Raw genomic sequence first — 19241 nt, 5'->3', positions numbered from 1 at the left:
GTTCCGGTTACCATGGCTCAAGAACAAAGTCATCCGCATTACGTTGCGGTAAAATGAGTTGTACCTATTTGTGGCTCGCCTTCATCCAGAGATCAATGGGGGTTTTCTTAGCTCAATTACTTGCGTGAAAATCCAGGCTAGTGTTCCGATCGCCTCCATCTTCTGTGATTGCCGCAACTGGGTTTCGAGATTAATGATCTCTGAAACATCACGTTTTACCGCGACCAAATGACTGATTCGCCCATCACGCCCGCGCACCGGCGAGATGGTCGCTTCCTCGACATAAACGGACCCATCTTTCTTTTGGGTGGTAAAATGGCCTTTCCATGTCTTTCCATCTTGGAGAAGTGTCCACATTGCCTTACAAGAATCCTGATTGTGGTCGGCGCTCTCCAGAAAGCAGAGATTCTTACCGAGAACTTCGTTGCGTGTATAGCCGGTAACCTTCTCAAAAGCCGGATTGGCGTAGCAGATAGCTCCCTGATGATCGGCTACCAGGACCATTTCATCGGCCTGTTCAATGGCCGTCGCCAAGCGTATGTTCTCTTCCTCAAGGGCCTTTCTTTGCGAGATATCCTTGGCGCAAATGATGACGCTGGCAGGAACACCTTTGGAATCAAAGATCAAGCTTCCGGCCGTCAATACAGGGATTTGTCTGTTTCCTGCAACATCAAGGGATACCTCAACTTCTCTGGATGTCCCATTTTGTATAACTTCAAGGAATTTTTGCCGGGCGTGCGGCCTGTCGGAGGGAACGACGAGCGTTGAAAAATGCCGGCCGATGACGGCTTCTTTGGTGTTCAGGCCGAGGATACTCACCATGGCTTTATTGCATTCGGTGATATCGCCGTCCAGATCGGTGATGATGATGGCATCGGGTGAAGCGTCAAATGTACTTTTCAGCTTCTCCTGACACTCGTGTAAGGAGCGCTGCAACGTCTCTACGTCTTGGTGCTTCTGCGCCGCGGCCTCGAGTTCCTTGACCCGGCGGCGCAGGATCTCCAACTCGCTCAAAGGGCGATGATCAGGAGAGCCGCGATGAAACATCATCTGCTCCTTCATCCGAAGGGTGTGCGACCGGGGGTGATCTGATGCGCCGAAAATCGGCCTTGCACCGGCGCTCTTTTCTCAACCGGCTGACAGTGGGTATCTGTAAATCTCTCAATCCCTTATCGGCATTAATCCTGGTCGCATTTAGGAATTTCAGATGGTTTTTCGATCTATGAAGTGTCGTTTTTCGGCTATAGTGTGGATGCGCCGAAGCGTCCCAGGGCCGGTTTTCCGGCAAAAGGGGCGATTCTCAAGAAGTTATGGGGATATGGATGGAGCCATGGGGGTTGGGTTATGATATGCCGCCGCCGGATCGGATCTATTTTTCTCGCCTCTCTTTTAGCACTGTTGCTTGCGGGAGCCGCGCCATCGCAGGAGAGGGTCGATCAATCGGATTACCTGGAATACGCACGCTCCTCCGCGGACTGGACCTGGGCGCATCTTGATGAATGGGTGGCGCAATGGAAAGAGGGATTCGATCCTGAAAATGTCTTTGGATACAGGGCGCCGGGGCGTTTGCTTGAGATGGCCGTCATCTATGCCACCCTCTGCGAATGGGAGGACAGCCCCCAATCCGCCGCGTATGCCGCGAGGGCTAAGGAGGTCCTCCTCTCCTACGGCGGCTATCGATCCTATTATCCGGAATCGGTCGCCAGGCAAAGACCGGATTATGCCGATGGAGTGCCCGCCCTTCCCGATTTCTTTACCGTCATGCGCTATATCCGGACCTACGACACACTCAAGCGGTTGGGAAAGCTCTCTTCGGATGAAGCGGGGGAGGTCGAGGGGGTGATTGTACACAGTATCGATTACCTTCTCCGCACCGCGGAATGGGGCACTATGAACCGAACGATGCTGCGCGCTGAATCGTTCGCATGGGCCGTGCGCGCCATTCCCGGGCACCCGCGTTCGGGGATCTGGGAGATGCAGCGCAAGGCATTGGGGGATGACAACTGGGGAAATTGGGAAATTGAAGATGCCACAATTTATCACGGTGTCTGGTTGTACTCTTTGATGGGATATGCCGATTGTCTCGGATTGACGGATGAATTGTTCAAGACACCTGAAATGTACTATTACGCGCAGTACTTCCTGAACCTAATCTGTCCCGCTGATATGGTGCCTGATTTTGGGGACGCCAACTGGATGACGAATTGGAGTCACTATCTAGTCTTTTTTGAGGCCGCGGCCAAGCAGTATGAAAATCCACAGATGAAATGGGCGGCCTTGGCGATCGCCCGGCATTTTATTGATTTTAACGATCCGACGAATGTCGGATTGGGGTATTTTCTAATGGATTGCTACCGCTGGGGCAGCGATGATCTCATCCCGGAAAAGCCTCTCTCACTATCCCGCGAGGTTATGGAGGATGTGCAGGGGAAAAAGATTGTTTTTCGTGACGGATGGGAAAAGGCCTCGACTTATTTGCTGCTCAATTACCGGGATGAGGGGGATGGAGGGTTGAATTTCAGGGATTACCTGCGAGACGCCATCCCTGTTGAAGAAGAAAAAATGACCCACGGGCATGCCGACGAAAACAGCCTTGTGATGCTCATGTCGGGCGGATCGGTATTGCTTCATGACGGCGGATACCGCGATTACATGCCCAGCGGGCCCTTCGGCGCCTACCGGCAGGACTACTTTCACAACCGGCTCTGTGTCCGTCCTGAGAAGATATGGATGGGGCAGGAGGAGGGTGAGTGGAGGTACAGCCACCGCGACGCCGTTCCGGGCCAATCCATTCTCGAATTCCTGCACAATGCCGGCTCCTACAGAATTGTGAGAACGCAAAAGGTCGATTTCATCTCATTGCCTGAGTTCGATTACAGCCGGACGCGTCTGATCGATGACAAGATGGGTTATGAGTGGGATCGAATCATCACTTACATAAAGGACCCCGAAGTTTTTGTTGTCTTTGATATCTTCAAATCTCGAATAGAAGAATATTTTACGCTTGCCAATCTCTGGCATACCCGGGTGATCCATGACCAAGGCGAAAACTGGTACGACACGGGCTATGATAAAATCGGGGGGAATGAGCTGGATGAATCCCATCGCCTGCTGATAGCATTCCCCACAACCCACTTCCGGCTTCAGGGAACGGAATCTGAAAGACGGCATTACCAGGATGAAACATTAATTCACCAAACCACGGCGCATCATTTTGAGCTGGGCGGCACAGATGCCTTTGTAACGGTCTTGATGCCGCACCCCGCCGATGTTTCCCCCGGGCCACTCGCAGGGATGATTCGACCGGCGGTCGTCATTCCTGAAACCGCCGGCGCCGGGGTGATCCTTCAGGCGGGTCCTGTGGAGATTACCATCGGCATTAAACAAGATTTGCGAATGGATATGTGCCGCGATTTCCGCCGGCCCCGGTATACCTTTGAATCGGGAAAGATTCAGTATGGGGATCTGATAACAAACGGTGATTTTGTTTTTGCCTCGAAGAAGGGAAAGGAACTCACCTATACAATTGTCAATATGACAAAGGCGATCTATAAGGAACAGGTTCTCTTTGAGGCCAAACCATCCTACTTCGGGCTTGCCTTTGACGCCAGTCCCGAAACGAAGGGTGTCGGGAAGGTGAGATATTGGCGGGGGACCGCAGCGATTCGGTGACATGAAAACAGAGATAAAAACAGGGAATGTTGGATTGGATCTCCTATATCCTCTGATCATATCCTTTCTTGAAAAGGATTTGTTAGAGTTGTCGATCGACGGCAAGATCGTTCGCGGCTTCCGATCACCCGATGCGAAATCAATCTGGATACGCGATCACAGTGACATGCTGCGCGGGGGAAGATATTTTTATCCTGACATGACCAGCGCCGTGGAACACTTTGCTGAGACGCAATCGGCGTCGGGGCGCATTTTCGACTATTTCACGACTTATCCTGAGAAACCTCCAAGCGAGAGGGAAAATTGGACGAAGTATGTTCGGGTACCGGTGGAAGCCGATGTTGAATATCGCTTTATAAAAGCCGCTTATCTTGCCTGGCAGGCTGCGGGGGATGATGCCTGGATTCTTCGCTTGCTGCCGAGAATGGAGCTTGCTCTGCAGTATGTCATGTCGCACCCCTGGTACTGGGATGCGATGCATCGGCTGGTGAAGAGACCCTATACAATTGACACTTGGGATTTTGCTTACACGGCCGGAGCTCATGACTGGCTTCAGTTTCAAATTGACGAAAATACATACTGGGGAATCATGCACGGTGACAACAGCGGCTATTACGAAGCTTTTCGAATCATGTCCCGTCTTTACAGCCGTTTCGGTCAGGATGAGCAAGCCTGGTTCTGGGAGCAGGCGGCGGTTGATCTGAAAAGAAACTTGAACAAACTCTGCTGGAATGGGCGGTTCTATACCCATTTTTGCAAGCTGAGTGTTGTCAGCATCCCGGGTGTAAATGAGGATTTCCAACTAAGTCTCAGTAACCCGATGGCCGTCAATCGCGGCGTGGCCGCCCATGAGCAGGCTGTCTCTATCCTCGAGGAGTATCAAAGCCGGCGCGGGCGGACGGGGGCCTTCGCGGAATGGTTCTCCATTGATCCTCCCTTTCCCGCCGGCATCTTTGGTGATGACAAACTTGTGGAAGGGGCTTATGTCAACGGGGGCATTATGCCTCTTGTCGGCGGGGAGCTGGCCCGGGCCGCATTTGAACATGGGCACGAAGAATACGGCGTTGATATCCTCCTGCGCTACAGTGCGATGATCTCTGAAAAAAATGAGACATATCTTTGGTATTTCCCTGATGGAAGAGCCGCCACGATTGAGACCAGTACAAGCCCTGAGGCGGAACCAACGGACGGGTGGGGTTCGAGCGCCATGCTCTACGCCTTAATTGAAGGTTTGGCGGGGATTGAAGATATGGGGCGTGGATTCGATAAATGCCGGATTTCCCCCCGCTGGCCGGCCGCCGGCGTTCATACCGCCGATATCAAGGTGGCTTACGGCGCATCCGGCGGCGGCATCGGCTACCGCTATCGCAGACATTCGAATTCAATCGAGCTGAGTCTGCAGACAGAGAGGACCAATGCCAGCTTTCATCTGCTGCTTCCCGCAGGAATGATCGGGACCGCAGTCAAGCTGAATAAAAACCTCATCCCCTTTCAGAATGCCGCCGTTGAGACAAGCCCCTATGTCGAATTTGAGGCCGAGATCGAGGGGCATAACAAGGTAACGGTTCATTTCGAATCCGATTCCTGAATGAGCTGAAACACACCCGGCAATAGACGGGTTTTTCAAGACAGGGATTTGCACAATGAAAATCGCCGAGGCATTGACAAAGATAAAGGATATAAAAGTAAGCGCCTCAGCTCCTCCCTCATTCAATACGGCAGCTCGGGCGCTGTCCCGCCATACGGGAGCGAAGTTTGTCGAGAACAGCCGATCCAATGCGCCGGAAGATGAAAGTGGGAGCTTCAGGATGATCTGCACAGGGCATGGAGGCGAGCAGGGTCTCAATTTCCAGATTCGGTCCGATGGATCAGGCGGCATCACGGCGGCAAACGGCGGTATCATTCTTGGATTCTTATCGTATCTTACAAGCCACCTTGGAGAAAGGGATGTCGCGGCGGTTGAAAATGGCTGCGCTTTTCGTCCGGCCTTTCAATGGCAGCGCAGCACCTATGACTTTTTTCTGAATCAAGAGGGACGGGTTCAGCGAGGGATGGACCGGGAAGCCTATTTTAGGAGGCTCGCCGCATCGGGTTTTACACATGTGGAAATCAATGGACTGGCTTTTCCCATGGGACTCGAGAGCGGTCCTAAGGGTGAAACTTATCCGATGTTTTATACATACTGTCCGGCCCTTGATCAATTTGTCTACAGCGTGCTCAACAAGGGTCTCTATCCCTATTATTATTTATCCGCCAACTTGGACAATCTCAAAAAAAATGCGGCATTGGCCCTGAAGTACGGTTTGATTCCCGGGCTCCTGTGCTTTGAACCCCGTTCGGTTCCAGAGGAGTTCTTTGCCCGCTATCCGATGCTTCGGGGCGCCCGTGTCGATCATCCTTTCCGCAGTTTTAAACCCCGGTACAATATGACGATCACGCATCCGAAGGTTCGGGAACATTATGCGGAGATGTTGACGAAGCTTCTCGTCGAAGTCCCTGAACTTGATTATCTCTCTATTTGGACAAATGACAGTGGGGCGGGATTTGAATATACAAAATCTTTGTATGTCGGCCGCAACGGCGGCGCCTATCTGATTCGTGAGTGGAACGATGATAATGATATTGCAAGGGCCGCCGGGGATAACGCTCTTCGATTTTTCCGCCTGCTTCGGGATACGGCCCGCGCCATCAATCCTTGTTTCCGCGTCATCACGAGAATGGAATCATTCTACGGTGAGCATGAGGTGATCTGGGAAGGATTGGGAGATCATCTCGATGTGGAGACTTCGTCCCTGATGGCCAAGGGGTGGGAAACACCCTACATCCATCCCAAATATCCTGATTCAAAAATGATTCATTCCGGATCGATTCACCAAACAGCATTTGATCAGCGCGAAGAAGATCTGGTGGCCGGGCTGGAAAGCAAGGGATCTCATGCGCATTTCTATCTGGCCACGGGACCCAATGCCATGTTTGCGCCGCTTCTCGGTATCCCTTATCCGACATTGAGTTACAAAAGATTGAAAACACTCTACGATGGGGGCGTCCGGTTTCTATCGCATCTTGGCGGGACGTATCCCGAAGAGCTTGTGCCTTTCAATGTGAACCATGAAATATTCGGAGCCTTCCAGTTTGATCCCGAATTAAACATAAATGAAATTCTATTCCATCTGGCTCACAAATGGGCGGGACCCTCAGGGGCCGAGGATCTGATGGCCGCCTGGAGTTTGACCGAAGAGGCGATACTGGCCTTTCCCAATGTTACGCCCCTTTACTCCGCCTTTGGATTCGTTTGGTATCGTTTATGGGTCCGTCCTTTTGTGCCGAATATCGAAGCGATCCCCGATGCGGAACGCGCCTATTACCAGGATTTCATGTGTACAACCCCGCATAATCCCAACAATATCGATTTGAGCCGGGATGTTTTGTTTCAATTGATGACGCCGGAGACCTGCCGAAGAAGTCTAGCTCGGATCGATAAGCATCTATGGAAACCGATCGATCAAGCTATCAGTATATTGAAAGCGAATACAAAGCGTGCGCAGGATCTCACGAACCCGATCCCGATTCTTGAAGATACCCTTGTACGTTTGGAAGCCCTGCGCTGCTGGTTTATGACCCAGCGCAACACGGCGGCATGGGTTGCCGGTGTTTATGGATATATGCAGGCGCAGAGCGAAGCAGAGAAAGAATCCAACCGCATTCTAATCAAGGAGATGATAACAAAGGAGATCGAAAACACAAATAAATTATTGGAACTCTTCAAGACGGGAATCGCATTCATGGCATTGTCCGGCGCCGGTGAGACGCCGCTGATCTACGGAAGCAATATTGAGGAAAATCTCGGTAGAAGAGTAGCGCTCATGCGGCGGCACATCGACGATGAGCCGTATATCGATTTTCAATACACCGAGAAGAAGGCCGGAGAGCTTCAGAGTCCATGAATTCCAAGCAGCGGCTGGTCACCGCGATTGACGGCGGGATCCCCGACCGGCTGCCGGTAACGACACACCACTTGATGCCCTATTTTATGGAAAAGTATATGAATGGGATGTCGGAACTGGAATTCTTCAATCATTTTGGGATGGATCCGATACAGTGGATTTGGCCGTTTGTGACGATTCCACCGAATCCGGAGCATTGGCGTATCGAATCGAGAAACATTCCCGATTCAAAATATATAACGATCCGGTACGATCTTTCGACTCCTGATAAGACACTGACAACAGTTATCCAAAGAAGCGCTTCATCGGATTGGGTGATCGAGCGGCTGCTCAAAGACAAGAATGATATCGATCTCATTGCAAAGTATGCCCCATCCGTACAATGTGACGTAGAGGAAGCCAACCGCCAGGTGAAGGAGTTTGGTACAAGAGGAATTGTCAGGAGCAGCGTGCCGGGTTTTGAAATATACGGTCAACCGGGATGCTGGCAGGATGCCGCGGTATTATACGGAATCGAGAGGCTCATTCTTGAAACGTATGACGACCCCGGCTGGGTCAAGGCCTTTCTGGAGATATTGAAAAAAAGGAAGCTCGATACTATAAGAACAATGGCGGGGGCAAAGTTAGACATTGTCGAGTTGGGCGGCGGAGACGCCTCGTCGACCGTCATCTCTCCCAAGATCTTCGATGAGTTCGTCGCTCCGTATGACAAAGAGCTTATCGATGAGGCGCACAGATCCGGGCAGAAGATCGCTTATCACACTTGCGGCGGCATGATGCCCCTGTTGGAGCGAATCGCCGGTATGGAGCCCGAGGCGATGGAGACTTTCACACCCCCCTCGCTGGGGGGCGACGCCGATCTTCGGGAAGCGAAAAGACGCATCGGCGAGCGGGTCTGTATGATCGGCGGTTTTGATCAATGCTGCTTTTTTCAGGGATGCACCCCGGAGGAAACACGGCAGGCGGTGCGCCGATCCTTTGATGAGGCCGGGGCGGGGGGCGGTTTTATACTGGCTCCAAGTGATCACTTCTTCGACGCCGAGATAGAGCTGATTGCCGCCTTCGCCGACGAGGCGCGGAGATGTGTTTACTAGATTCGTTCCGCCGCGGAAGGGAAGATGTTTCCGGGCGCGAGGATCATATCGGGATCGAAGGTTCGCTTGACCGCCTTCATCGCCTCAAAAATAGGGGGAGGGAATTGGTAGGCGGCAAACGGCCGCTTTAACTTTCCCACACCATGTTCGGCCGTTACCGCACCGGCCCTCTCCACGACCCGCCGGCAGATGTCATGCGTCGCCGTCTCCGCTCTTCTTAATTCTTCATCATCGCGGGCGATAAGATTGAAATGAGGATGCCCGTTGCCGATGTGGCCGTACCGGTAGTATTCTCCACCGAATGTCCTTTCTACAATTTCACTTGCCTGCATCACGAATTCGTAGACATTATTTAGCGGGACGGCCCAATCCGATGATACCTTTCTTCCGCCCGCGCTCCGGCAGGCCCGGGATTTTTCGTTGAGCGTCTCGGGGATGCAGTGGCGGAGCCGGCGCAATTCTTCCTGCTGCTCAATTGTTAAGGCAATAATCGTGTCGGGGGCCAGCGCATGGGACGATTCGAGATGCTCCAGCCAAATCTCAAGACTGGACAGCGCGGCCTTCTCGCCCTTTCCAACTTCGACCTCAAAATAAATCGCGGCCCCGGCATCGGGTGGAATGGTGAACCGCTCAGCGAGGGGTTTTATTAGATCTAATGAGGCCCGATCGAAAAGCTCGAGGCAGCGGGGTGTTAAAGCCGGTTCAGCATCCGCGTGCAAAACAAATCGAATGGCGCTCTCCAGCGTTGGAAAGAGGGCCATCGCGCCGTAATAGGCCTCCGGCGCGGCCAGGAGGGCAACGGTGATCTCCGTGATGATGCCCAAGGTCCCTTCGCTGCCGATAAAGGGATCGACGGGGTTCTGAAACCCAAAATACCCCGTTGTATTTTTTGAAGCGCGAACCGCCTGGACGGAAATGGGCGCGCCGGTTCCCAGAACCACTTTCAGGCGGCGGATCCAATTCCGCGTCGGGCCATAAAGATAGGTTCGGGCGCCGCTGGCATTGGTCGCCACCGAGCCGCCCAGGCAACAATCCGGCTCACTGGTGGGATCCGGCGGATAAAAAAGCCCGGCGGCGGCGATCTCTTTTTTAAAAGCCAGGAGATTAATGCCGGGTTGCGCCGTGGCCGTCATTTTGAATGGATCGATGTCCAGCAGGCGATCCATCTTTTCCGTTGAGAGCAGCGCTCCCTCAAAGGCGACGCTGCTGCCGGTTGTACTGGATTGAAGACCGATCGGTGTCAGCGCGTGTCGATCGGCCCGGCATTCCTTCACGATTTCCACCACATCCTGTTCGGAAGCGGGGCGGGCCAGCGCATCGGGGTTTCCTACCAATCCCGACTCATCCTCCCTGTAGCCCTCGAGGATGGAGGGTTCCTTGTTCCATCGTCCGGTCATCGCATCCTCCCAAACCCATCATACATCTGATATTAAAGATGCTGAACCAAAACAGGTTGAAACGGACCCGGCGAAAAGGTTCCACTGGTGTGTAAGAGGGTGGAATCGATCCCATTTTGAGAGTCGATGGCCCATTGGATGGACCGGCTTGGACAATGACGGAATCCCCATACAAGGAACGGCCCGATGACGATCTCATGCTGGATGTGGCATCGGGAGTTGAGGCGGCGATGGAGGAACTCATCCTCCGTTGGCAGGGACCTCTTTACCATTTTCTATCAAGGATGACCCATGATCCGGGTGAAGCCGAAGATCTGACCCAGGAAACTTTTATCCGCCTTTTCCAATCCGCCGCAAATTATAAACCGAGGGACCGCTTCAAGAGCTGGATCTTCAGGATTGCCGGAAATCTGGCCCGCAATGAGATCCGCCGTCGCCGGCTGAAACGGATCCTTTCCTTGGAGGCTTTGGCCGAGCGGTTCACTTCATCCGCAGGGAAAGGCGGCGGTGATGTTGAGGCCCTAAACCTCCCGGCCGCCGGCGATCCGTCAAGCGACTTGGATTCGAAGGAGATCCATAACGCCTTACGGAAGGCTATGTTGGAGCTTCCCGACCGCCAGCGCGAGGTCATGATTCTGAGACGTTTGTCGGGGTTCAATCAACGCGAGGTCGCGCACCAGTTGGGATTAACGGAAGCGGCGGTCGAGGGGCTTCTATGGAGAGGCTCCGCCGCTCTTCGGAAGAAATTGGCGGGCCTCTGGCGGGATATTCAGGGCGGGGGAGACGGCAGCCGGTAAATAAAGCGAAGGATTTTTGTTGAACAGGTGTTTGGATCGACAGGAAGGCAAAGGAGATTGCGGCGTGCATGATAAGAGACACATCGAGAGGCTACGGAAACTTGTGATCGGCTGGGAGGCCGGAGACGAGACACCCCAGGAGCTTCATGATTGTATGGAGTGCCGGCGGGAATGGGAGGATTGGCGCCGCCTCTTCGAGTTGATGGAAATGGATCGCCGCGCTGCGGACACACCTGTCGTCGATTTTAGGAGCCAGATCTTTAAAAAAATGCGGGGGATGCGTGAGGCCGGCCAAAAATCGAAGCGACACGCCGGAGCGGTTCACCCGATTCCTTCTTGGCAAGGTTGGCTGGAGGGGCTTGTTCGGGCCCCATTGGCGTACGGCGCCCTGGGCGGTCTCATCCTCGGGGCATGGGTCGGGTCGATGACATTAAGACCGGAAGACAGCGGCATGGAAGTAGACGATCTTCTTTTCACAAATGCCAGCGCCTGGAATACCCCCACGGAGTCGATGAGTGAGGACTATTTTGAGAACCTCCTCGATCCGGCGGATGACGGAGGGGAGCTTCCATGAAACGCGGCTTCATGATCCTCTTTATCATTTCTTTATCGTTAAATGCCGGATTCCTCGGCGCGGCTGTTTATCAAAAGGTTTTTGCCGGATGCGCCTCTGATGACACCTTCGTCTATCCACCCACCGACCGCGGCGTGATTGGCACCGGCGAGACCGGAAGCCGCGAACAACCTGATAAGCGCCACGGCCCTGCATCCAGGTGGACCAAGAAACGATTGAATGTGCTTTCTCGTCGATTAGAGCTGGATTCTGCTCAGAAATCAGCTCTGCAAGCCTCTTTGGCCGAGTTGGAATCGGCTGCGCTTCCGGCGGCGGGCGCGCTCCGGGCGGAAAGAAGAGAGCTGAGAAAATTAATGAATCAACCCGGCGCGAACGCAGCGGAAATCCGGCGTCTCATTCACCGGGTATCACAATTACAAAGCCGGGTCGACAGTCTTGCAGCCGAGGGAATGCTCCGGGAGATGATGGTTTTACGTCCGGAGCAGCGAATGAAGTATGAAGAAGCCTTCCGGGGGCGGAGGCACGGACACCAAACGCAGGGGCTCAGTAGCCCGTGAAGGAGAAGAAAAATGTCTATTCATTGGAGAGGGACAAGATCATGGTTTGTGCTATCCGCCCTTCTGGCAGGACTCATCTTGGTTTTATTTACAAATGCCGGATGGACCGGCCCGCGTGGGCATAGAATGCAAGGCGAAGGCCTGTGTGAATCTGCCGGCCGAGGGCTCATGCGACTGGAAAGTCTTACCGATGAGCAGCGGGACAAGATCGCCGCGCTCAAGGCAAGCTCGGAGAAAGAAAGAATCCAGATTCAATCTGAAATCGAAACGTTAAAGGTTGATTTGCAGATGCTCATGCGCGAAGACAAGCCCAACAGGAGCCGGGTGGAGGACTTGGCCCAGCGGATCGCCGGATTCCGTGGAAAGCTGCAGGCCGGGCGCTTGATGCACCGGCTCGATATACGGGAGATCCTGACACCGGCGCAGCGCGAAGAGCTGAAAAAAATGAATCAGCAAGGCCGGCAGCACCGATCGATGCGTCACCCAGGGGGGAAGAAAGACTTTGGAGGCCATCGCAGAGGGTGGTCTTCGCCCCCGTCTTTCCAACCGCAGGATTCGGGGACTCCAGAATCGGAGTTCTAGGAAAATCCGACATTGGGTGAAGCGACAGGCCCCGGAATCGATTGACCGGGGCCTGTATTTCCATCAGGAATTCCAGTTGACCGCTGTTGTCCTTTGCGACCCGGGAGATCATCGATGACAAAGGCCCCGAAGCGTTCGTTGGAGCATTCCTTTCGTGTTCGGTACGCCGAGACCGATCAAATGGGGTGGGTCTACCACAGCCACTACCTCACTTGGTTCGAGATGGGTCGCACCGAGTATATGAGGAACTGGGGAGTTCCTTACCGCCAGATTGAGGAGATGGGTCTGCAGCTCCCACTCGTCAAGGCTGATCTTCGGCTTAGGCTGCCCGCCCGTTATGATGATCCCCTTATCGTCAGGACAGCGGTTGCTCTTGTGGCTTCTCGGCAAGTTGTTTTCTCATATGAGGTTCTGCGTAACGATCTCTTGCTCGCCACGGGCTCCACGGCCCATTTGTGTCTGAATGTGGCGACCGGACGCGCGGTTTCTTTTCCGGATTGGCTTAAAGCTTCCTTGTCGGATGTTGCAGGTGTGCAACAACGAGAAGTAGAAAAATCTACCGAGTAAACAGTCTTTTATGCTATAATAGTTAGGACGGTTGGTGAGCAGATTTTATGGGACATGGAAAAGCTTCTTTCGACTGCTTCCATTCCTGCCGTAATTCTTTTCACCATAAGGAGTTGTACCTCCACGGAAGGCCGCGTTATCGGTTGGCCCATCCTGTAAAAAAGGAAAGTGGCCGCTTCCAAGGCCTCCGATAACAAACCACCAGATCAGCAGCCGGTTGAGGATTCTGGGACCTTCATTCCCAGTTTCAGTCAAGGCTGTCGAGTAGGGGACGGCCCCCGTTCGGGGATTGCGACCCGGTGATTTTGAGAGATCGCTGGGCCGGCACTTGGAGACGCCTGTGTCGCATAGTCTAATATGCTGTAATATAAGGAGTTAGAATCTCAAGGCTCCTTGCGGAAGACCATGAGTTCGTGACATATGGATGATATTGTTCATTCCTATGCTTTCTGGAACGGACTTTGCGGTACAGTGTATGCATTAGGTTGGGAGCGATATCGGGACGAGCGGTGGTCTCGATCTCGGGGGATGACGATTTAGCTTGAGTCTTTGGTTGGATTCACAGACCTTGATGAGGTTCTGGATCTCAAACCTCCCCCCGTGCCAGTCTCCCGATCCGAGGAGCGATCATCTCCAAGGAGTCAGGATTCAACGCTACCGTCGGTGACACGGCCGTGATCGGCCGACGGACGAATAATCCCTGATGCGGATTGGGGAGAAGTGGGTGACAAAATGGAAGAAATCGAGGCAAGAGGAAGGTACCCGGTGAAAATGGGGATAAAGACGAAGCCAAATAGCGGCAGGGTAACGCACTTCCAAGATGAAACATCTCAGACCGCCTTCGCATCCCCCACAGAGGGTGGGATCGCGAAGAAGACCCGGCGTCAGCGAATGTCCGGAGTTTCAAAGAAGATTATCCGAAAAAAGGCTGTTCCGACTCGAAGGAAAAGAATACAAAACCAGTCAGCGCCTGATCTCCTCATGGAAAAGATTCTTTCGGTCATTGATACCGCGGATATCGATCAGATCATGGTGGCCCTGCAAATTGGGACCGAGAGACCTGAGGAGTTTTCATACGAGCAGCGGAATGTTGCCTTTGTCCGAATCATTGAGCGCTTCAGGACCCCGACACAGCGCGCCGAGCTCTGGAAAATGATCCGGTTCTGTGCGGCCCGGCCGGAAATTATCGCCCGACAAATGGCCTGTGCGATTCTGGATAATTATTGGAAGGATAAAAAGACCGAAGCGGAACGCATTCTCCTGAATCTCGCGAGGGATGAAGATTGGGAAGTGAGGGAATACGCGTCGGCGACGATCGCCCGCATCGTAAGGAGCAACTTCAAAGCCGTCTATCCCTACCTGCTGCGATGGGCGGAGAGTGATGACCCCTCGGTTCGCCGTCAGGTCATGGTGGCGATTGTCGCCATCAGCGACCAAGAGCACCCTGAATGGGCGAAGCCGCTCCTGGATCTTGTGGAGACGAATCTGAAGAATCGCGATCCGTATGTTCGGAGAAACCTTGGTCCCTTCGCATTGGGTGAAGGGTTATTGCGAAACTATCCGGAAGACACACTAGAGGCGATGTCGACCTGGACGAATCTCGACGACGAGATGGTTCGTTGGAATATTGGGATGGGGCTGACCGTGTCTCATGTAGGAGATTATTGGGAAGCAGCACTTATCATCCTGAAGTCATTTGGAACGGATAAGCGCAGGATGGTTTGGCAGGCCGTATCGATGGCTTTGCAGAATCTACTCCACCTGCATCCCGATGTGGTTGAACCCCGATTGAATGGTTGGATGAAAGAAGAGCCGGGTCTTAGAGTCGCCGTATCGACGGCACTGGCCGCCTATCGATCGATGAATTGATAGGAGTCAAACATTTTTCATGGGAAGTATCCCGTGGGATGGAATCAAGAGGTGCCGCCCCTTTTTGATGGAGCGGCATTCTTATTATGGGCGAATCCGGCTTGTGGAATCAGGAGATATAATGGATTCTTCAGCTGAATTGGCAATGGCGCCGCCAGGAAAACATGTCATCGAAAATGCGAGGTTCATTCTATGCGTATCGGGATCTTGACCGGAGGGGGAGATGTCCCAGGACTGAACTCCTGTATCCGCGCCGTCACCTATCGCGCCTATGAAGACGGCCACCAGGTGGTGGGCATCCGTAGGGGATGGTGGGGGTTGTTGGCTCATCAAGCCGGAGAGGAAATGTCCGATTCCGAGCATATACTCTGGTTGACAAAGCAACAGGTTCGCACGGTTGATCGCCATGGTGGAACATTCCTGCATACATCGCGGACAAATCCGGCAAAAGTGCGCAACGGTGAGATGCCGGAACATCTTCGGAACCGTTTTAGGGAGCAGGCGGCCGCGGGTCCGGTCGATACCACCGAAGTTATTCTGCGGAATATCTCGGATCTCAAGTTGGATGTTTTAGTCGCCATCGGCGGAGACGATACCCTTTCTTACGCCGCTCGATTGAAGAAAGAGGGCATCCCTATTATTGCCATTCCAAAAACCATGGACAATGATGTCAATGGCACTGATTATTGTATAGGTTTTTCCACAGCCGTGACGCGAAGCGTAAACTTCATCACCGATTTGCGAACACCGGCCGGCTCGCATGAACGGATAGCGATTATTGAGCTCTTTGGCCGGAATTGCGGTGAAACGGCGCTTCTAACCGGGTACCTCGCCAGTACCGATCGGACCGTCATATCAGAGGTATCCTTCGACATCGAAAAGCTGACCGATTTCTTGGTTCAGGATTTCCGGGCGAATCCAAGTCACTACGCGATCCTGACGATCAGTGAAGGGGCGCGGATGAACGGGGGTGGGATTGTCCAGGGCGGGAAAGAAGACGCCTACGGACACCAAAAACTTGGCGGTATCGGCGACATTGTCGCCGCGGAGATTGAAAGAATATCCGGGCACAAAACGCTGGTGCAACGCCTGGGCTATTTGATGCGGAGCGGCCCTCCCGATTCCGTGGACAGGCTTGTGGCCTACAATTATGGCAATCTGGCCTATGAATTAATCCAAGAAAAGCAATTCGGTGAATTGGTCGCCATCAGGAGTGGATGCTATACGAGCGTTCCATTGGAAATCTCCATACAAGGGCATCGCCAAATTGCGATAGAAACCCTGTATGACGCTGATGTGTACAGGCCGAGGATTACAAGCGTCCGTGGCAAGCCGATGTATCTCTATTGATCCGGTCCGGGATGTGGGAGAGTTCTCTAAGCCGCCTTAGGAGGATATCTTCCATTATCAAATGAGCGATGCGTGATCCATCTTCCAAGAACGGCTGAGAGTTCCTTGGGTTGAACCGGTTTTGAGACATAATCGTTCATTCCCGCCTTGAGGCACTTTTCACGATCACCCATCAAAGAATGCGCGGTCATGGCGATGATGGGCAGGGTCGGATCCTCAATCTCCGTATCTCCGCTGCGGATGATCCTTGTGGCCTCGAAACCATCCATCTCCGGCATTTGAACATCCATAAAGACCAAGTCATATTTCTTCTTCTCGAGCATTGCGATGGCGACGAGTCCGTTCTCGGCGATTTCCCCTCTGTAACCAAGACTCTCAAGAATTTTTAACGCAACGAGTTGGTTCACCTTGTTGTCTTCTGCTACCAGAATTCTAATATCTTTCTTTTCAGAGCTTGACAAGGCTGACGGATTAATCAGCGTTTCTTCGGTCTGATCTCTGCCTTTATCATATAGCAGCGTAACGAGACAATCATAAAGCTGGGACAACTTGATCGGCCTGGAGATGCACGTCGAGAGCCCGAGGTCCTCCAATTGCTCAGTCTCAATGTGTTTGCTTATTGTTGTCATCCCAATCAACTTTGTATTCATCTCGTCATCATCATTCTTCAATTGACGCGTGAGTTGCGTGACTTCAGCATAGTCCAAAGACAAGTTGATGATCGCTATTTTAAACGGATCGTTGTTTGCCCGAGCCTCTTTGAGTTTAGCCAACGCGACCGCTGAGTCGGCAGTCTCTTCGGTTCGGCAATCCCACTTCATGAGCAATGAACGAAGCGCCAGGCGATTGGTGTGGTTGGGGTCTACCAGCAGGATTTTCGTCTTCGAGATGCTCAAATCGTCTTGCTTGGGCGCTTGGGGTTTTATACGGCTTCGCTCGAGAAGAGTTGTAAACCAGAACGTGGAACCCTCGCCCTCTTTGCTTTCAATACCGATGGTTCCACTCATCATCTCGGTAAGACGTTTTGAAATAGCAAGGCCCAAACCCGTCCCCCCGAATCTCCGGGTGGTTGACGAGTCTGCTTGGTTGAAAGCGACAAAGAGTCGTTTGATGACATCGTCCGGTATGCCGATACCGGTATCGGTCACGGCGTACTTCAAGAGAATGCTTTCATCATATTCCTCAACTAAAGAAACATGGACACACACTTCTCCCTCGCTGGTGAATTTCAGGGCGTTTCCAATAAGATTGAAGAGGATTTGCCGAATTCGTCCAGGGTCGCCTTTCAAGAGAGTGGGAACATTAGGTTCAAGGACCTGATGGTAATCAACCCCCTGTTGATCGGCTTTGATGAACATAACGCTGCCTATGTCTTCTAAGGTCCGGCGCAGGTCAAAATCGATATTCTCGAGCTCCAGCTTCGCCGCTTCAATTTTAGAGAAATCAAGCACATCATTGATAATGTTTAAAAGAGAGTCGCCGCAACTGCAAATAGCTTGAACGAACTCCTGTTGTTCCTTCGCCAAGGAAGTTTCACTTAGAAGATTCGAGAGGCCGATAATTCCGTTCATGGGAGTGCGGATTTCATGGCTCATATTGGCTAGGAATTCCGACTTTGCCTTGTCGGCCATCTCCGCCTTCTCTTTGGCTTGCTTGAGCTTTTCCTCCGCCAGCTTTCTACCGCTGACGTCTCGGTTGACTCCGCGGTAACCGGTAATCCTGCCGCTTTTATCTCTGATCGAGACCGCATTGGTTTCTACATCAATGAGCTGTCCATTTTTGTGTGGGTACTTCGAGACTATATTGCGTATTGGTATGCTCTTCGCGAATTTTTGGAATTGCAATTCAATGTCACCTTCGATGGAGCGCATGATACTAAAAACACTTTTCCCAATGATTTCGCTCTGCCCGAACCCAAGTATATTTTCACCAACAGAATTACTGTAGATGAATATGCCACGATTATCTGTTTCCCAAATCCAATCACCGCTGATTTCGGCGACATCCCGGAAACGTTGCTGTTCTTCCTGAAGGATGTCTATGGAGACGGTGGATTTCTTTAAATCCTGGATCATCTTGTTGAAGCCCAGGCCGAGCTCTTCAATTTCATCCCGTGAGTTGATATTCACCTGAGTGGACAAATCACCGGCGCCGGCTCGCTTTGTGGCGCTTAGGAGCCGGCGCACATTTTTGACAAGAAAGTGAAGGCTCAGGAAAATAAAGACAAATGTTGCGAGGGAAAGCAAGGCGACAACAAGAGCGATTCCTTTTCTGACATGTGATATCTGGGCCTGCAATCTCTTGGGAGAAAAACCCAGGAAGGCATATCCAAGTATATATTGATCCGCCTTTGTTTCTGTTTCAAACAGGCTCAGCTCTGAAATCTCGACCGAAGTTTCGGAGTAAATGGGATATGCCAGCAGATATACGTTTCCATAGGGTTGGATATCGATGAGCTCCGGTTTCTCTCTCGTCTCTCTGCTGGTTGAATTCAAAACCATAGTGGCCATCGTCGTTTTAAGAAGGGAATCAGAGGTGGACAGGATGTGTCTGTCTTCATCGACGACAAAGGCGAATTCAATGTCAGATTCGCTGGTGACGCCGCCGATAATATTGTCTAATTTTGAGACGTCCCGGATCAGCAGCCCGTATTCAGAGTTAAAGGCAAAAGTCCGGCCGATCGCGTCTACCCGTTCAAAAGCTCCGCTGTATATTAGAAGGGTGCTATGGTGCGAAAAATAGAATACCGTAACGGCCGTGACAATGGGCAGGAAGAGCAGGGCCAGCAGCGCCACTCTTGTTCTTATGCCCAAATATCTAAAATGCCGACCGGTCATG

The 19241-nt window shown here is 52.5% G+C and carries 14 protein-coding genes; 11 read left to right on the top strand and 3 right to left on the bottom strand.

The features are described 5' to 3' along the window. Positions 1 to 81: 81 nt before the first annotated feature. A complete protein-coding gene (locus tag KJ970_04760; protein ID MBU2690218.1) occupies positions 82 to 1050 on the bottom strand; it encodes a PAS domain-containing protein in 969 nt (322 codons plus the stop codon). Positions 1051 to 1227: 177 nt separating this feature from the next. Here KJ970_04760 and KJ970_04755 point away from each other — a divergent pair, with 177 nt between their 5' ends. Genes KJ970_04755 through KJ970_04740 form a run of 4 tightly spaced genes read left to right on the top strand, consistent with a single transcriptional unit; the run spans position 1228 to position 8710 of the window. Next, on the top strand, positions 1228 to 3672 hold the full coding sequence (locus KJ970_04755) for a hypothetical protein (protein MBU2690217.1): 2445 nt from the start codon (positions 1228 to 1230) through the stop codon (positions 3670 to 3672). Between the two features lies 1 nt (position 3673). Continuing rightward, positions 3674 to 5260 carry a hypothetical protein gene (locus KJ970_04750; protein MBU2690216.1) on the top strand — a complete coding sequence of 529 codons (1587 nt, stop codon included), beginning with the start codon at positions 3674 to 3676 and terminating at the stop codon, positions 5258 to 5260. Positions 5261 to 5315: 55 nt separating this feature from the next. Continuing rightward, positions 5316 to 7616 carry a hypothetical protein gene (locus KJ970_04745; GenBank protein MBU2690215.1) on the top strand — a complete coding sequence of 767 codons (2301 nt, stop codon included), beginning with the start codon at positions 5316 to 5318 and terminating at the stop codon, positions 7614 to 7616. Further along, positions 7613 to 8710, top strand: a complete 1098-nt coding sequence (locus KJ970_04740; GenBank protein MBU2690214.1) for a hypothetical protein — start codon at positions 7613 to 7615, stop codon at positions 8708 to 8710. The genes KJ970_04745 and KJ970_04740 overlap by 4 nt, the downstream gene beginning before the upstream one ends. Here KJ970_04740 and KJ970_04735 read toward each other — a convergent pair. Beyond that, positions 8707 to 10107, bottom strand: a complete 1401-nt coding sequence (locus KJ970_04735; protein MBU2690213.1) for an FAD-binding oxidoreductase — start codon at positions 10105 to 10107, stop codon at positions 8707 to 8709. The two genes, KJ970_04740 and KJ970_04735, sit on opposite strands and share 4 nt — an antisense overlap. Before the next feature lie 155 nt (positions 10108 to 10262). On the opposite strand from KJ970_04735, the gene KJ970_04730 reads away from it, so the two are divergent. The 7 genes from KJ970_04730 (at position 10263) to KJ970_04700 (ending at position 16403) form a co-directional block, all read left to right on the top strand. Further along, positions 10263 to 10904, top strand: coding sequence for a sigma-70 family RNA polymerase sigma factor (locus KJ970_04730; GenBank protein ID MBU2690212.1), 642 nt, complete (start codon positions 10263 to 10265; stop codon positions 10902 to 10904). A 64-nt stretch (positions 10905 to 10968) separates the two neighbouring features. Next, the gene (locus tag KJ970_04725; GenBank protein ID MBU2690211.1) at positions 10969 to 11478 is read left to right on the top strand and encodes a hypothetical protein; all 510 of its coding nucleotides are present in this window, start codon (positions 10969 to 10971) and stop codon (positions 11476 to 11478) included. Beyond that, the gene (locus tag KJ970_04720; protein ID MBU2690210.1) at positions 11475 to 12035 is read left to right on the top strand and encodes a periplasmic heavy metal sensor; all 561 of its coding nucleotides are present in this window, start codon (positions 11475 to 11477) and stop codon (positions 12033 to 12035) included. The genes KJ970_04725 and KJ970_04720 overlap by 4 nt, the downstream gene beginning before the upstream one ends. Before the next feature lie 12 nt (positions 12036 to 12047). Next, a complete protein-coding gene (locus KJ970_04715) occupies positions 12048 to 12617 on the top strand; it encodes a Spy/CpxP family protein refolding chaperone (protein ID MBU2690209.1) in 570 nt (189 codons plus the stop codon). A 114-nt stretch (positions 12618 to 12731) separates the two neighbouring features. Further along, entirely contained in the window at positions 12732 to 13184 is a 453-nt protein-coding gene (locus KJ970_04710; protein ID MBU2690208.1) for an acyl-CoA thioesterase, read from the top strand. Positions 13185 to 14165: 981 nt separating this feature from the next. Further along, complete coding sequence (locus tag KJ970_04705; protein MBU2690207.1) at positions 14166 to 15053, top strand: HEAT repeat domain-containing protein; 888 nt, start codon at positions 14166 to 14168, stop codon at positions 15051 to 15053. Positions 15054 to 15245: 192 nt separating this feature from the next. Further along, positions 15246 to 16403, top strand: coding sequence for an ATP-dependent 6-phosphofructokinase (locus KJ970_04700; protein ID MBU2690206.1), 1158 nt, complete (start codon positions 15246 to 15248; stop codon positions 16401 to 16403). A 26-nt stretch (positions 16404 to 16429) separates the two neighbouring features. On the opposite strand, the gene KJ970_04695 is transcribed toward KJ970_04700, so the two are convergent. Further along, positions 16430 to 19240 (bottom strand): response regulator, encoded by a 2811-nt coding sequence (locus KJ970_04695; protein ID MBU2690205.1) that lies wholly within the window; start codon positions 19238 to 19240, stop codon positions 16430 to 16432. Between the last annotated feature and the right edge of the window lies 1 nt (position 19241).

The organism is Candidatus Eisenbacteria bacterium (assembly GCA_018831195.1).
Lineage (GTDB): Bacteria > Eisenbacteria > RBG-16-71-46 > CAIMUX01 > JAHJDP01 > JAHJDP01.
The sequence above is the reverse complement of the archived record's forward strand: the minus strand, read 5'-3'. Positions and strand labels throughout refer to the sequence as shown.

Coding starts and splice junctions, on each gene's coding strand:
- KJ970_04760 (MBU2690218.1), bottom strand. CDS start 1,050: ATGATGTTTCATCGCGGCTCTCCTGATCATCGCCCTTTGAGCGAGTTG.
- KJ970_04750 (MBU2690216.1), top strand. CDS start 3,674: ATGAAAACAGAGATAAAAACAGGGAATGTTGGATTGGATCTCCTATAT.
- KJ970_04745 (MBU2690215.1), top strand. CDS start 5,316: ATGAAAATCGCCGAGGCATTGACAAAGATAAAGGATATAAAAGTAAGC.
- KJ970_04740 (MBU2690214.1), top strand. CDS start 7,613: ATGAATTCCAAGCAGCGGCTGGTCACCGCGATTGACGGCGGGATCCCC.
- KJ970_04735 (MBU2690213.1), bottom strand. CDS start 10,107: ATGACCGGACGATGGAACAAGGAACCCTCCATCCTCGAGGGCTACAGG.
- KJ970_04730 (MBU2690212.1), top strand. CDS start 10,263: ATGACGGAATCCCCATACAAGGAACGGCCCGATGACGATCTCATGCTG.
- KJ970_04720 (MBU2690210.1), top strand. CDS start 11,475: ATGAAACGCGGCTTCATGATCCTCTTTATCATTTCTTTATCGTTAAAT.
- KJ970_04715 (MBU2690209.1), top strand. CDS start 12,048: ATGTCTATTCATTGGAGAGGGACAAGATCATGGTTTGTGCTATCCGCC.
- KJ970_04710 (MBU2690208.1), top strand. CDS start 12,732: ATGACAAAGGCCCCGAAGCGTTCGTTGGAGCATTCCTTTCGTGTTCGG.
- KJ970_04705 (MBU2690207.1), top strand. CDS start 14,166: ATGGAAAAGATTCTTTCGGTCATTGATACCGCGGATATCGATCAGATC.
- KJ970_04700 (MBU2690206.1), top strand. CDS start 15,246: ATGCGTATCGGGATCTTGACCGGAGGGGGAGATGTCCCAGGACTGAAC.
- KJ970_04695 (MBU2690205.1), bottom strand. CDS start 19,240: ATGACCGGTCGGCATTTTAGATATTTGGGCATAAGAACAAGAGTGGCG.